At 51.8% G+C, this 13,275-nt stretch carries 14 protein-coding genes and 1 pseudogene; 13 read left to right on the forward strand and 2 right to left on the reverse strand.

Annotated elements, in window-relative coordinates; all coding sequences use genetic code 11:
* Nucleotides 1–100 (forward strand): annotated as a pseudogene (locus tag QQZ12_RS17120) (transposase); the annotation flags it as partial.
* A gap of 203 nt (nucleotides 101–303) precedes the next feature.
* Here QQZ12_RS17120 and QQZ12_RS12245 read toward each other — a convergent pair.
* Nucleotides 304–1,512: an ABC transporter permease gene (locus QQZ12_RS12245; protein ID WP_123827423.1), complete on the reverse strand. Its 1,209-nt coding sequence runs from the start codon at nucleotides 1,510–1,512 to the stop codon at nucleotides 304–306.
* Nucleotides 1,509–2,234: an ABC transporter ATP-binding protein gene (locus QQZ12_RS12250; RefSeq protein WP_102992039.1), complete on the reverse strand. Its 726-nt coding sequence runs from the start codon at nucleotides 2,232–2,234 to the stop codon at nucleotides 1,509–1,511. Before QQZ12_RS12250 ends, QQZ12_RS12245 begins: the two co-directional genes overlap by 4 nt.
* Before the next feature lie 171 nt (nucleotides 2,235–2,405).
* On the opposite strand from QQZ12_RS12250, the gene QQZ12_RS12255 reads away from it, so the two are divergent.
* The 12 genes from QQZ12_RS12255 to QQZ12_RS12310 all read left to right on the forward strand — a co-directional run bounded on the left by QQZ12_RS12255 (nucleotide 2,406) and on the right by QQZ12_RS12310 (nucleotide 13,234).
* Complete coding sequence (locus tag QQZ12_RS12255; RefSeq protein ID WP_102992040.1) at nucleotides 2,406–3,419, forward strand: type IV pilus twitching motility protein PilT; 1,014 nt, start codon at nucleotides 2,406–2,408, stop codon at nucleotides 3,417–3,419.
* Nucleotides 3,412–4,155 (forward strand): prepilin peptidase, encoded by a 744-nt coding sequence (locus QQZ12_RS12260; protein WP_102992041.1) that lies wholly within the window; start codon nucleotides 3,412–3,414, stop codon nucleotides 4,153–4,155. The genes QQZ12_RS12255 and QQZ12_RS12260 overlap by 8 nt, the downstream gene beginning before the upstream one ends.
* Before the next feature lie 46 nt (nucleotides 4,156–4,201).
* The gene (locus QQZ12_RS12265) at nucleotides 4,202–5,425 is read left to right on the forward strand and encodes a hypothetical protein (protein WP_102992042.1); all 1,224 of its coding nucleotides are present in this window, start codon (nucleotides 4,202–4,204) and stop codon (nucleotides 5,423–5,425) included.
* A gap of 174 nt (nucleotides 5,426–5,599) precedes the next feature.
* Nucleotides 5,600–6,190, forward strand: coding sequence for a Maf family protein (locus QQZ12_RS12270; protein WP_102992043.1), 591 nt, complete (start codon nucleotides 5,600–5,602; stop codon nucleotides 6,188–6,190).
* A 92-nt stretch (nucleotides 6,191–6,282) separates the two neighbouring features.
* The gene (radC, locus tag QQZ12_RS12275; protein ID WP_223248102.1) at nucleotides 6,283–6,987 is read left to right on the forward strand and encodes a RadC family protein; all 705 of its coding nucleotides are present in this window, start codon (nucleotides 6,283–6,285) and stop codon (nucleotides 6,985–6,987) included.
* Nucleotides 6,988–7,176: 189 nt separating this feature from the next.
* The gene (locus QQZ12_RS12280) at nucleotides 7,177–8,223 is read left to right on the forward strand and encodes a rod shape-determining protein (protein WP_102992044.1); all 1,047 of its coding nucleotides are present in this window, start codon (nucleotides 7,177–7,179) and stop codon (nucleotides 8,221–8,223) included.
* Between the two features lie 94 nt (nucleotides 8,224–8,317).
* On the forward strand, nucleotides 8,318–9,175 hold the full coding sequence (gene mreC / locus QQZ12_RS12285; protein WP_102992045.1) for a rod shape-determining protein MreC: 858 nt from the start codon (nucleotides 8,318–8,320) through the stop codon (nucleotides 9,173–9,175).
* On the forward strand, nucleotides 9,172–9,702 hold the full coding sequence (gene mreD / locus QQZ12_RS12290; RefSeq protein WP_181352832.1) for a rod shape-determining protein MreD: 531 nt from the start codon (nucleotides 9,172–9,174) through the stop codon (nucleotides 9,700–9,702). Before mreC ends, mreD begins: the two co-directional genes overlap by 4 nt.
* Before the next feature lie 68 nt (nucleotides 9,703–9,770).
* A complete protein-coding gene (locus QQZ12_RS12295) occupies nucleotides 9,771–10,460 on the forward strand; it encodes a septum site-determining protein MinC (RefSeq protein ID WP_223248059.1) in 690 nt (229 codons plus the stop codon).
* 74 nt (nucleotides 10,461–10,534) lie between these two features.
* Nucleotides 10,535–11,329, forward strand: coding sequence for a septum site-determining protein MinD (gene minD / locus QQZ12_RS12300; RefSeq protein ID WP_022736051.1), 795 nt, complete (start codon nucleotides 10,535–10,537; stop codon nucleotides 11,327–11,329).
* Nucleotides 11,330–11,532: 203 nt separating this feature from the next.
* Nucleotides 11,533–12,303 (forward strand): M23 family metallopeptidase, encoded by a 771-nt coding sequence (locus QQZ12_RS12305; protein ID WP_284724488.1) that lies wholly within the window; start codon nucleotides 11,533–11,535, stop codon nucleotides 12,301–12,303.
* Nucleotides 12,296–13,234: a M50 family metallopeptidase gene (locus QQZ12_RS12310; protein ID WP_102992048.1), complete on the forward strand. Its 939-nt coding sequence runs from the start codon at nucleotides 12,296–12,298 to the stop codon at nucleotides 13,232–13,234. The genes QQZ12_RS12305 and QQZ12_RS12310 overlap by 8 nt, the downstream gene beginning before the upstream one ends.
* Nucleotides 13,235–13,275 lie beyond the last annotated feature (41 nt).

Raw genomic sequence — 13,275 nt, forward strand, 5'->3', positions numbered from 1 at the left:
TCGATACGCACGCTACAGGGGGCTTGCAAAAATTCAAGAGCAATGCCTCCTAACTGCTGTGGCTCAAAACATAAAAAAGTTGGCTATGCTGCTTTCGAGAGCAGGTAAGGGAGGTGGTTTTAAGTTTATATGGGTTGATATTCATCCATTAATTGTTTATATCCCTTTTATATACAAAAACCCTGCGATCAACAAAGTTGATTCGCAGGGTTTGTCAACATTCTCACGACTCCGTTGTTGCGGAGTCGTTTTTCATCGTTTGATATGAGAAAGACGGGATTGGCCAGTAGCCGCTCCCGTCTTTTATCTTTTGGTGCGGCTAAAGAAGAGAATCGCCGCGCCGTTGATTATCAGATAGATGACCAATCCCTTACCGTCCAGCCAACCGACCAAAAGGCCGACCAGTGCGATGAGCGACGCAAACGCGGTTGATAACAGCCGTGCGATTTGCTGAAGTGCTTGTGACCGCTCAGATGCTGGTCGGGGCATGAGCTTAAACAAGACCGGGTAATGCGCTGCATGTTCAATGTTCCGCAATTGTACAGTAAACATCCAGTTGCCCAAGAGAGTGAGCAGGGTGATGACCCACGGATGGGGCACGCAGAAAGAGAGCAGGATTACCCATGCCAAGAGGCGGGCAAACATCGCCAACAGATCGCTCTGCCTCACCAATGTGCGCCAATAGAGGTAAGGGTAAACTGCATCGTCGCGGATCAAGCGGTTGACGAGGCGGATCAACCATTTGCGTTGGCGAAATGGGCGTTTGTAGCGGGGCATATCCACGAACCAATTGGCGATGGCGTAATATCGGGCCAAGGTTTCTTGCTCCAGTCGACTTAAACGCTGCCAGGGATAGGGGGCTTGTGGGATCAGGTGAAACCCTTGCCAGCACCAGATGGCCAGCGCGGTGAGAGGCAAGAGCACAAACCACCATTCGGATGCCAGTGCGTCGTAGGCCAACAGAAGGTTCAAACCAAAGCGGCAAATTTTCCATAAGCGCAAGTCGCCGGCGTCAGAGTTGACGGTCAGTCTCGTCGCCTGCCATTCCTGCACAAGATTGAGAAGAAGGACTCCCGCCAAGAGAAAGCAAGTGACGACATAGGTTCCCAGTGTGCCTAGGTTGGCGCGGTATAACGGATACAAAATGCTCATGATCACTCCCAAATGGAGGAGCTTCACCGCGCCGGTGTAGAGCAAGCTCGCCCGGAAATATCTTCCCATATGAGGTTCCAAGGGCAACAGAAACACCGCGTCAGTCGGCTTAATCCAGGTTCGGATGCGGTGGTGGGTCAGGAAAAGACCGATCATGACGGCCAAAACGGGTGCCAACGGAAACGATTCAGGCAACCAAGCCAGCAATTGGTTATATCCGAATGAGAAAGCGATGATGGTGATTCCCAAGATGATCGGGGTGCCTCCCCCGCCTGCGATGATGCGGATCAGCCGCAATGCCTTTGTCCAAGAACTGCGCATGCGGCTCCAAAATAGAGTGGAGGTTTCCAAGCGATTCACCCTTTCACGACCTGAATGAACAGCTGTTCCAAGCTGGCTCCGGGCTTGTTGAGCGTATGTTGCATCGCTGGCAAATCCCCTTTTAGCCGAATGCGCCCATCATGCAGAAGGATGAAGCGGTTGCAGTATTTTTCTGCCATGTCCAAGATATGAGTCGATATCAGGATGCCCATCCCCTGCTGTTTACCTTCCTGCAACAGATCGAGTAACGTCTGGATGGCCAGTGGGTCGAGGCCGACGAAAGGTTCATCGACGATCAGCAGGGCAGGTTGTGCGAGAAAAGCGCATAAGATCATGATTTTTTGTTGCATGCCTTTGGAGAACGTGTGAGGGAACCAATGCTTGGCTTTACCCATACGGAATTGTTCCAACAAGTCGTGGGCACGCCGGCTAGCTTCAGCTTCGTCCAATCGATATGCGCGGATCGTCAACTCCAGATGCTCCCATAAGGTAAGTTCTTCATAAAATTGTGGGGTTTCCGGTATGTAGGCGATTTGTGAGCGGAATGCAATGGGATCATCCTGCAATGTTTTCCCATGGAGGGTGACTTTCCCGGCAACTGGGGTCATCAGGCCGAGGATATGTTTGATCGTCGTGCTTTTACCGGCTCCGTTTAAACCGATCAAGCCGACCATTTCACCCGGTTTCACATCAAAAGACAAGTCATGGATGACGGGTTGCACCCGCGAATAGCCGCCAGTCAATTCATGAACAGTTAGCATAAGTCCGCTCCTTTAGCTGGATGGATTCTTATGTTAATCTACTCGATTACGCCGCGTCCGGCAAGGGGAACATCGATGTTGCCCAAATTTTCTTGATATAGACACGTTTCTTTGGCTGTTTTTTCCTTACAATGGAAATTGGTTATAAATGGAACATGGGAGGAGCTAGACATGCAAATCACTGATTGGATATCCTTGGCCATCGTAAATGAAGCTTCTGATCTTCACTTGGTGGAAGGACAGCCTCCACGGGTGCGCATACAGGGCAAGATGGAGTTGTTGGCAGAGGAACAAGTGGAAGGAAAAATGATTTGGTCATTCTTGGCCGCGCATAAAAAGGTGATCCGTGACCGGGAATTGGATTTTGCCTTTCAGTTTGACGAAATTCGGTTGCGTGTCCACGCATATCGGCTTCAGACGGGGGTAGGGTTGGCCATTCGTTTGTTTCCGCGCGACATTCCCAGCCCCGAGGAATTGCGCCTTCCGGAAGCGCTCCTCAGCTTAAGCCAAAAGAAGCAAGGGATTTTACTGGTCACCGGCCCTACGGGTAGCGGCAAGTCGACGACGTTGGCCGCGCTGTTGGAGCTGAAAAATCAGACAAGCTCCTCCTTGATCATCACGTTGGAAGATCCGATTGAGTATACGCACCGCTCCCAACAATCCTTGGTGATCCAGCGGCAGATTGGCCTGGACACGGACAGTTATCAATCGGGTGTTCAGGCGGCATTACGGCAAGATCCCGATGTGCTGATGATCGGGGAGTTAAGGGAGCCAGAGGCGGTTCGGGCGGCGCTGTATGCGGCGGAAGCGGGGCGTTTGGTCATGGCCACCATGCACGCTGCTCGGGCTGCGCAAGCCATCCAACGCATCATCCATCAGTTTCCGGCCGAAGAGCAAACCCTGATCCGTACGCAATTGTCTATGAGTTTGCTAGGTATCGCCGCCCAGCGCTTATTTCCTGGCAATGGATACAACAACCAGATCGCCGCGTTTGAAGTGCTCGTAAACACCCGGGCGGTGCAACACTTGATTCGGGCTGAACAAATTCATCAAATTGATTCTATTATGCAAGCGGGTCAACAAGTGGGGATGCAAACGATGGACATGGCCGTGCAGGCTCTGATGAAAAGCAAGGAAGTGGAACGTGCAGCGGTGAAAGAAGAGTGGTTGTTGTCCCATGGTTGAGTGGGAAGGATTGGCGGTGTTAGCGGCGGGAATGGGAGCATATTGGTTGCCGGAATGTGCGGAGCGCTTTTTGCGACGCAGGAGGGAGGATACACTGGTGCGCGCGTTTTACCGTCGGATGCGACCGACGGCGGAGCGATTGTTTTTCGCCTATGCCCGGGTGGGGATCATGGCGTTTTACGCAGGTCTAGTCTGGTGGGTGGTGCAACAGCCGCGTTCTTTGTCTGACAAGTTTGCCATGGTCATATTTTTGTCCATTTTGTTCACCGTGGTTCTGACCGATTTGATGGCTTGGCTGATACCCAATTCCCTCACTTTGGGGGGGAGCCTCTTCTTTGCTATTCATAGTTGGTTTGAGCGTCCAGATTCGTTTGGATGGCTCAGCTTGGCGGCACTGGGTATTTACGGTGTCGGCTATCTCGTATGGCGGAAGACCAAAGGGATCGGTATGGGAGATGTGAAGTTGCTGGCGATGGCGGTCTGGCTGTTGGGATTGGATTTGTTCTTCGCCTTGTGGCTGTCGAGTTGGAGTGCCTTTTTGACGGTGGTCGGACGCTCGCTCGCCTGCGGCCAGTGGACGGGCCGTTCCCCGTTGCCGTACGCTCCTCATTTGGCGGCAGGGATGATCACTGCTCTGCTGTTCGATGGCGCGGCCAGTCATTGGTTGAATGGATGGTGCGCTGGTTTTAGCTGGTTTGCTGATTGGCCGGAAATTCAGGTTCTATCTTCTCTATGAATTCATAAACTCTAGTAATAGATTTTTGAAGGAGCGGATCATTGCGATGGAGAACACAAAACCAAGAATTTCTTCCCAGCAGTCTGGCATGAAAGTGACCATCCAACCCCATCCATCCCAAACGTCTTCTGTCAAAGCGGATAAACCAACAGGGCAAGCGATCACCATTTCGAAGCGGCAGGAAAAAGCCAATGCCCGAGGTATACAAGTGACATGGGAAAAAGTGAGAACGGCGCCCGTCTCCACCACCGCTTATCCGCAAGAGAAGGAGGGGTGGCAGGCGTCGCAGGAAGCAATCGCCGGGCCGATTCGACAAACGCCTTCTTTTACCTTGGGGCGCGCCGATAAAAAGCAACAAGTAATCGAGTGGAGCTCTCCCAACAATCCCTTTGTGCAAAGACAGTTGAAAATGCGCCCGTCAAACGTGAAATTGGGACAACTCCTGCTGTCGATCGCTGCCGCGATCGTGGTGGGACTGATTATGGGCTTTTCCATATTGCGGATTTTCTTTTTGGAAAACGCCTCTCATTCGGCCCGGTCGATCGATGATCACTTGCCCAAGAGCAATATGGTGGCTGAGATGCCGCTCACGGACGCCAAAGGGAACAAAGCTAAGGACAAGGAAGTGGAAAGCCCCCTTCCAGCGCTAAAGGTCGTGATGTTGCAAGCGGGGAATTTTCAAAACAAGCAGCATGCCCAAAAGAAAGTGCAGGAATATCGCACGCAAGGGCTAGCCGCGGTGATGTCTGATCATCCCCCTTACCGCATCTTCCTGGGAATGGGTTGGACAAGGGATGAAGCGTTGAAACTTTCTGCTATTTATCAAAAAAAAGAAGTGGAAGTGTATTTAAAGGAATGGCAGATGACCGGAACATTGCCTGAGAAATGGAACCAGCGGGAACAGCTGGCCCGCTTGCTTGTGCGTGGAAACCAACTGATCCAACAGCTGGGGAACGCCGCCATCGTCAATATACAGGGCAATCCCCAAACGGAGACGCCGGCATTCGCATTTCAATCCTCTTGGAAAAAAGAATATGAACAGATGCTCTCCGACTTTCACGCGATGGAAAAGGGGTTGCCGCCAGCGTTACGGTCGTCGCTCAACCAATGCCTCAGCGCTTTGGATTTGGCGATTCAAAGCGGGGAAACGGCAGACAAACATCCTAATCAAGCGTTGCTGTGGCAGATTCAAGAAGGGTTGGTTCGATATGCATTGGCTTATGAACGGGTGGCCAAAGCGGCGGCAGAAGGAGGGGAAAACAAATTTTGACAAAGCGTTGACCATCGCTTGTTGGGCGGTTCTTCATCTGCTAAACTTAAATTGTTCCAAGGTTGGAAGGCACCTTAATCGCAGAGGTGCTTTTTTCCGTGGACGGGATGCACTCCTTAAAGGAACATCCTTCTTTTTTACTTTTTACTTATCACTGAAAGGTGTGTACGCGATATGCGGCCGAAAATTGTTTTGGCATCCGGTTCTCCACGGAGACGAGAGTTACTTGCGGGCTTAGGCGTTCCGTTTGAGGTGAAAACGAGCCAGGTCGATGAAACGTTTGACCCTTCGTGCCCTCCGAGCGCAGTGGCTGAGGAATTGGCGCACCGCAAAGCCAAGGATGTGGCCCGGCAGTTGGATGCCGCTCTTGTCATCGGCGCGGATACGATAGTGGTCTGTGACGGTGAGATTTTGGGCAAACCGCGGGATGAGCGGGAAGCGGTTCAGATGCTTTCCAGGCTCCAAGGCCGCGCGCATCAAGTATACACGGGCATTGCCTTGGTTGAAGTGGCTGATGGCCAAGTGGTGCGTGAACGTGTCAGCCATCGCATGACCCATGTGTGGATGAGGTCGCTCTCAGATGAAAAAATCTCGTGGTACGTGAATTCGAAAGAACCGCTCGACAAGGCGGGCGCATATGGAATCCAAGGCTTGGGCGCATGTCTGATCGACAAGATCGACGGCTGTTATTTCAATGTTGTCGGACTTTCATTGGTCGAATTGGATCAAATGTTCCAAGACATGGGCTATTCGTTGGTACCATAGAAGATAAATGCAAACGTAACAACTCTGCCGAGCACACCCGTGGGGATCAAATTCCTAAATGGAAGTGGAGAGAGGCAGAGGAGGAATAGATGATGGATGAAACCGGTCGCAATTACATGTTGCTGCGCGATGTGCCAGAAGAGGAGCGGCCGCGTGAACGCATGATTCGGTTAGGACCGAATTATGTCTCTAATGCGGAGTTGATTGCCTTGTTGTTGCGCACGGGCAGCACGGGTGAATCCGTGATGACGTTGGCCCAGCGGGTGTTGAACAAGGGGGGCGGGCTCAAAGGCCTGACCCGACTTTCGTTGCAAGAGTTAATGGGCATTCACGGAATCGGGCCGGCCAAAGCCATTCAGTTGATGGCTGGCATTGAGTTGGGACAGCGGATTTCACGTATGATGCCGGAAGACCGCCATGCGATTCGGTCGCCGGATGATGCAGCTTGTTACGTAATGGATGAACTCCGCTTCCTGCAACAGGAACACTTCATCTGCCTATACTTAAACACAAAATATCGTGTGATTGACAAAAAATGCATTTTCAAAGGAAGCCTTAACACCTCGGTTGTGCATCCGCGCGAAATTTTCCACGAAGCGATCCGCTGTAGCGCCGCCGCAATCATTTGCGTACATAATCACCCCAGCGGCGACCCCACGCCCAGCACGGAGGATCTCTTGGTTACAGAGCGGTTGGTGGAAGTCGGTAAATTGTTGGGCATAGACGTTGTGGACCATTTAATTATCGGGGATCAAACGTATTTCAGCATGAAAGAGAAAGGGCTGATTGCCGAGTAGGTTTTAATCCCTTTGATCATGCGCATGCCATCGCCTGACTAACAGCCGTTTTCTTAGTGCTGTTTTCCTATTGACGAAATTGTCCGAATTTGCTCGGGTGTGGAGGGCGGTTTATACCAGGAGCTTATGTGGAGAGGCTTTCTGTTTGATAATATTTTGATTTTGAATGAATGAAAGGGGGGGCTTGCCGTGTTTGGCGGATTTGTGAAAGATATGGGATTGGATTTGGGAACGGCCAATACCCTCGTTTATGTAAAAGGGCAAGGGATTGTGGTTCGTGAACCGTCTGTGGTGGCGATGGAAGTGGGAACGGAAGAAATCAAGGCGGTTGGGAACCAAGCGAAAGCGATGATCGGGCGAACACCTGGTAATATCGTGGCTATCCGCCCGATGAAAGATGGCGTGATCGCCGATTACAATACAACAGCGGCGATGATTGAATACTTTTTGAAGCAGGCTTCTGACCAGCACATCATTTTGCCACGCAAACCCAATGTGATGGTGTGCGTGCCGTCAGGAGTCACCGCGGTCGAAAAGCGGGCGGTGGAGCAGGCGACTGTTAGAGCTGGGGCCAAGGATGCTTACACCATTGAAGAGCCGTTGGCGGCTGCGATCGGCGCCGGTTTGCCCGTGTGGGATGCGACGGGAAGCATGGTGGTTGACATTGGTGGCGGGACGACGGAGGTAGCGGTGATCTCCTTGGGGGGGATCGTGACTTGTCATTCGCTGCGGGTGGCTGGTGACAAAATGGATGATGCCATCATCCAATACATTCGTCGCAAACACAATTTGCTGATTGGAGAGCGCACGGCGGAAACGCTGAAGCTGGAAATCGGCTCAGCTATCCCTGATGATCAGGGCGGTGACTCGCGGGAGATCAAAGGCCGGGACTTGATTACGGGCTTGCCGCGCATGATTGAGATTACGACGAGTGAAATTGCCGAGGCCTTAAACGAAACCGTCATGGCGATTATCGACTCCGTCAAGCAGACATTGGAACAAACGCCACCGGAATTGTCGGCGGACATCTTGGACCGGGGTATCATGTTGACGGGTGGCGGAGCTTTGTTGCGCAATTTGAATGTCCGCTTGAGTGAAGAGACCCACATGGAATGCCATGTGGCGGAAAACGCGTTGGATTGCGTGGCCGTCGGTACCGGTTCGGCCCTGGAGCAGATCGGGCTGTTTAAACCCACTTCGGCGATTGACCGTTTTCGGCGCAAGCGCTTTTTCTAGCAGTCGTCGGTTGGCTCGGAAGGGGGCGGATCGGCGCCCCTTTTTCGCGGGCTAGCCGGAAGAGAAATGAAAATCGCCCCGAAGGAGTGAAGCCATGCGACGCAATGACGCTCGTCACATTCTCATTTTTGTTTGCTTGTCGCTGCTGCTGTTTATTTCGGTGGGGATGACGCGCGGTGAGCGCGGGCTTCTCATCGGTCCGGAAAGTTGGGTAAAGAATGTAGCGGCGGTGGTAGAAGGCATTTTTTACACGCCCGTGCATTCGGCGCTGGCCCTTTCCTCTTCCACGGAAGCTGCCTCCCCGAAGACGGAGTTGGCTCGCATGGAAGCGGAGTTGAAAGAATTGAAGCGGGAGAATGAAGAATTAAAAAAACAATGGGGATACGCAAAAGAAAACCCCATCGAATACATTGCGGCACGCGTAGTATTCCGAAACACCGACCGTTGGCATAATAAGGTGGTCATTAACCGGGGCAAGGCAGATGGCGTGGAGCCAAAAATGCCCATCGTCACTTCGCAAGGGCTGATCGGCCGAGTGCAGTCAGTGACCAGCCATATGGCGGATGTGCAACTATTGACTGACACGGGTGGCGGCCCTGGCATCGCCGCGATGATCCAAGGGGAGAATGAAGAGGTTTTGGGCATCATCGAAGGATATGATGCGGTGAAGAAACGGTTGATCATGAAAAAAGTAGCGGTGACCGCCAAAATTAAGCCAGGTGAAACGGTGGTAACATCGAGATTGTCAGATATTTATCCAGGTGGTATTCTGATTGGGACGGTTGCTGAAATTAAACCCGGCGAAAGCGGGGTTGAACAAATCGCGTATGTGAAACCGTCTGCTACTTTTGAACGGCTGGACTATGTAATGGTCGTGAGAGACCCGGAAAAGTTGCAGTTGCAACAACACAAGAACGAGCTTCAATCGAAGACGGGAGGGGACAAACGGTGAAAAAGGGTTTCGTCGCTTTCCTCTTGATCCTCTTCTTGTTAGAAGGGTCTGTCTTCCAGTTGTTGCTCCCTCAGGCGTGGGGGAGCACTTTTGTCGTTATCCCCCAATTGGTGGTTAGTGGGATCATTGTCATTTCTTTGTATTTGCCCAAACGTTATGTGCTGATGTTCGCCTTCTCCTTCGGATTGTTGCATGACATCGTCTACGGCCCGGCGTGGGGGGTCACTGCCTTCACATTGGCGGCAGTAGCCTACGGCACGTATTTGTTGGCCAATCATTTTCCGCCTTTTGTGTGGATTGTCGGTGTGGCGATCGTATTGGGGCAATGCTGTTATACACTCTTGGTGTATGGTTGGTATCGTTTGTTTGGGTTCACGAACATGCCTTTCCTTTTTTCTTTCATGACACATATCGTGCCGACGTTGGTCTTTAACGCCATCAGCGCCTATCCCATTTTCCGGTTCATACATTATGTTTACATGAAAAAGCGGAACCGGCAGGTCGTGTTTGATACGATTATTCGCTGATGCGGCTTATAATGGAAAAGGAAGGAAAATAAAGGGGAGGAGCGAAATCATTAGTGAGGCGGGGTGACATGAGTATGGGGAAAGTGATGAAACCGGGCGTTACAATTAAGGGCAACAAAGAAGGCCTGCTGTTTATTCTCGATGATTCGCGACCCTTTTCTTATGTTTTGGAGGAATTGAAGCATAAGTTGGAAAATACGCAGGCGGCCCAGATTTGGGATGGCCCGGATATGAAAGTCACCATCAAATTGGGCCAACGGCAGATTACCCGCACAGAAGAATTGGCGGTGCGGGAGTTGTTTTCTATCCGCCAGAATTTAATCATTCATCGGTTTGAGGCGGATGGCATGCCGTATTTGCGCGGAGCGGAGACAGATCTGGCGACGAAGGCCGGGACGGTGCGTTCTGGACAGGTGTTAGTACATAGCGGAAATTTATTGTTTTTGGGTGATGTCAACCCGGGAGGAACGATCCAATGCACCGGCAGCATCTACGTGTTGGGATCGCTACGCGGATTGGCTCACGCAGGTAGCCATGGTGATCAGAATGCGGTGATCGTCGCCTCCACACTGCGTCCAACTCAACTTCGCATCGCTGATGTCATTTCCCGCCCGCCGGACAAATGGGATGACTCAGAAGTAGGGATGCGGTTTGCTTATCTGGCGGACAACCAGATTATCGTTGAAAAAATTTCTCAACTTGGACAATTGCGTCCTGAACTCGAGTGGAATGAGAATCGCAGGCGATTAAATTTATAACCATCTTACAGTCATTGCTTGGTGAAATATACCGATGTGGTTCATGAGAGTGTAGGATTAGACGGAGGTTATGGATGGGGGAAAGTATCGTTGTAACGTCCGGAAAAGGGGGCGTGGGCAAGTCCACCACTTCAGTCAACATTGGGACCGCGCTCGCTTTGACCGGCAAAAAGGTATGTTTGGTCGATACGGATATCGGTCTTCGCAATCTCGACGTGTTGATGGGTTTGGAGAATCGCATCATTTATGATTTGGTTGATGTGATTGAAAAAACGTGCCGCATAGAGCAAGCGTTGATCAGGGATAAGCGTTGTGAGGAGCTGTATTTGCTTCCAGCTGCGCAAACGAAAGACAAGACAGCCGTGTCAAGTAATCAGTTGCGCTGGTTGGTGGCGGAGTTGAAAGAGCAGTTTGACTACGTCATCATCGACTGCCCGGCGGGCATTGAAAATGGATTTAAGAATGCCGTGGCTGGTGCGGACCAAGCGATCGTCGTGACCATCCCGGAAAACGCCGCGATTCGCGATGCTGACCGGGTGATCGGGTTGCTTGAGAAAGAAGAGATCGCCCCGCCCAAGCTAGTTATTAATCGCATGCGCAAGCAGATGGTACGGGACGGAGGCATGATGGATGTGGATGAGGTGGTGGCGGTGCTGGCCATCGATCTGCTGGGCGTCGTGCCAGATGATGAACAAGTGATCCGTTCCGGTAATTTAGGCGAGCCGATCAGCTTTGACAACAAAAACCTTGCCGCCAAAGCTTACCGCAATATCGCTCGCCGCATCCAGGGCGAGATGGTGCCGCTGATGGCACTGGACAAGGAACAGAGTGTGGTCATGCGGATGAAACGCTGGTTAGGATTCGCGTGACAGTGCAGGAATGGTTCCCATAGGTGGAGCCATTCCTTTTTTGCTTTTTGCATATCATCGCCTGACCGTTCATATCCTGTTACAGGCACCATCAATCTGGACAGCGCGCGTTTGAGTACAACGATGGGGGACAAGCGTGAGCGACAGGCATTGGCTCGCGCGACGGCAGGTGCTTGTAAATATCGGGCAAACAGGTGATGACTATGCGCAATGATTGGTCGTTCCAGCATAAAAAGCGGCGAAAAGAACAGATGCGGTTGTTGAAAAAAGGGTTGCCGGCTGAACGCGTCTGGGGAAGCGAGTTTGATTTTTACAAAGAACAGCCGAACCCGGATCTTGCACCGTGGAATCAGCCCGCTTGGAAACAGCGGGTTTCTAACAAAGGGTCTAAGAAGCTCCAGACACAGTTGATTTTGGCCATGATGCTGTTTGTGCTAACTTTCCTGGTGTTTCGATCCCAGTCTCCAGCAATGCATCCGGTGCAAACTTGGCTGACCAAATCATTGACCAAGGAAACGTCGTTCGCCAGCATTTCGGAGTGGTATCAGCGGTATGTGGGTGGCTCTCCAGCGATTTTGCCGGCGTTTATGCCCAAAAAATCCACATCGCAGCCCCAGGAAGAGCCATGGCTCGTTCCCGTGCGGGGAGAATTGGTGCTTCCGTTTGATGAAAAACGCAAAGGGCTGATCCTCCGTACTGCCCCCCGCGCTTCCGTCAAAGCGGCCCGAGATGGGCAAGTGACGTTTGCGGGTGAGAAAAAAGGGATGGGGCGGTTGGTCATCGTGGAACATGCCGATGGGCATGAGACATGGTACGGCTGGTTGCAGGAAATCAAAGTGAAGCCAAAAGACCAGGTCGAGCGGGGACAAGCGTTGGGAACCGTTCCGGAACTGAAAGAACAGGCTTATTTTTACTTTGCGCTGAAAAAGAAGCAACAATTCGTCGATCCTGCGGATGTGATACCGTTTGAATAGGGCGGGAGGCAAATGGGTTCGCTTCCAGATCCATCCGCTGTTTTGGCTGGTGATTGGCTCAGGGGTGTGGACAGGCTACTTCATTGAATTATTGACGCTCTTCGTCGTTGTGTTAGTCCACGAACTGGGCCATCTCGCTGCTGCTCGGGCGGTGGGATGGCGGATTGGTTCGCTGGAGTTGCTTCCCTTCGGCGGCGTGTTGCGAGTGGATGAATGGGGGACGGCGCCAGCGCGGGATGAAGTTGTGGTTGCGCTGGCCGGCCCCTTTCAGCATTTGTTCATGATTTTATTCAGCCTGCTCTTTTATCGCGCCGGTTTTTGGAGCGAGCATTGGACGGGTTATTTCATCCAGGCCAATTGTATGATCGCCGGTTTTAATTTGTTGCCGATTTATCCGCTGGACGGCGGCAAGGTGTTGCAGGCAACCATGAGTTATTTTTTCCCTTACCGGCTGTGCATCACTTTCACCCTGCTGTTGGGAATGGGGCTGTCCGCATGTTTGTTGGCATGTGCTTTTATCCTTCCAGAATCAGGGGTTTGGATTCACCTCGCCGGAATTGCCTTATTTCTGCTGTTCTCCAATATCATGGCTTGGCGGCAGAAAAACTTCCAATACATTCGCTTCTTGTTGAGCCGCGCAGGCAACCGTACGACAAAAGCCGGTCGGAGACGGAAACGGAGTGTGCAGGGGGATCTCACCTTGAAGGGGGCTGTCAAACAGCTGTACAAAGAAACTGTCCACGAATGGGAAGTGCGTGATCGCCATGGCCGGGTGCTGGGTAGCGTGTCGGAGCAACTGCTGTTGGACGCGTGCGTAAACAAAGGATTGCACCATCTGAAAGTGAAAGAGTTGTTGCCGAAGAGCGATTGGGGACGGCCCATTCACACGCCAAGGAAGATTGGGCATACTTACCACCGGAAAAGTTTTTGACAAGAACATGCAGGTGTGCTAACATAAGTTCTGTTGTCATT

The sequence above is a fragment of the Laceyella tengchongensis genome (assembly GCF_900182735.1).
GTDB classification, from domain to species: Bacteria; Bacillota; Bacilli; order Thermoactinomycetales; family Thermoactinomycetaceae; genus Laceyella; species Laceyella tengchongensis.